The organism is Streptomyces lacrimifluminis, from assembly GCF_014646095.1.
Classification (GTDB): domain Bacteria; phylum Actinomycetota; class Actinomycetes; order Streptomycetales; family Streptomycetaceae; genus Streptomyces; species Streptomyces lacrimifluminis.
This window is the reverse complement of the sequence record NZ_BMMU01000132.1, coordinates 1-501: the sequence shown is the minus strand read 5'-3', so window position 1 is coordinate 501 and position 501 is coordinate 1. Positions and strand designations below refer to the sequence as shown.

General features: G+C 70.1%; 1 protein-coding gene. It reads left to right on the top strand.

Translation table 11 applies throughout. The features are described 5' to 3' along the window. On the top strand, positions 1 to 501 hold a 501-nt coding region (locus tag IEY89_RS40260; protein WP_506004862.1), incomplete at both ends, for an alpha-amylase family protein.

The window sequence follows — 501 nt, the reverse complement described above, 5'->3', positions numbered from 1 at the left end:
GGTGGAGCGGGAGCGGGCCCTGTACGGGGCGTGGTACGAGTTCTTCCCGCGTTCCGAGGGGACACCGGAGCGGCCGCACGGGACGTTCCGGACGGCGGCGCGGCGGTTGCCGGCGATCGCCGCGATGGGTTTCGACGTTCTCTACCTCCCGCCGATCCATCCGATCGGGCACACGTTCCGCAAGGGGCCCAACAACACGCTGTCGGCGTCCGCGGAGGATGTGGGGGTGCCGTGGGCGATCGGTTCGGAGGCGGGCGGGCACGACGCGGTGCATCCGGATCTGGGGACGCTGGAGGACTTCGGTTTCTTCGTCGCCGAGGCGGCCCGGCACGGGCTGGAGGTGGCGCTGGACTTCGCGCTGCAGTGTTCGCCGGACCATCCGTGGGTGCGGAAGTATCCGCAGTGGTTCCGTCACCGCCCGGACGGGACGATCGCGTACGCGGAGAACCCGCCGAAGAAGTACCAGGACATCTACCCCATCGCGTTCGACGCGGACCTGCC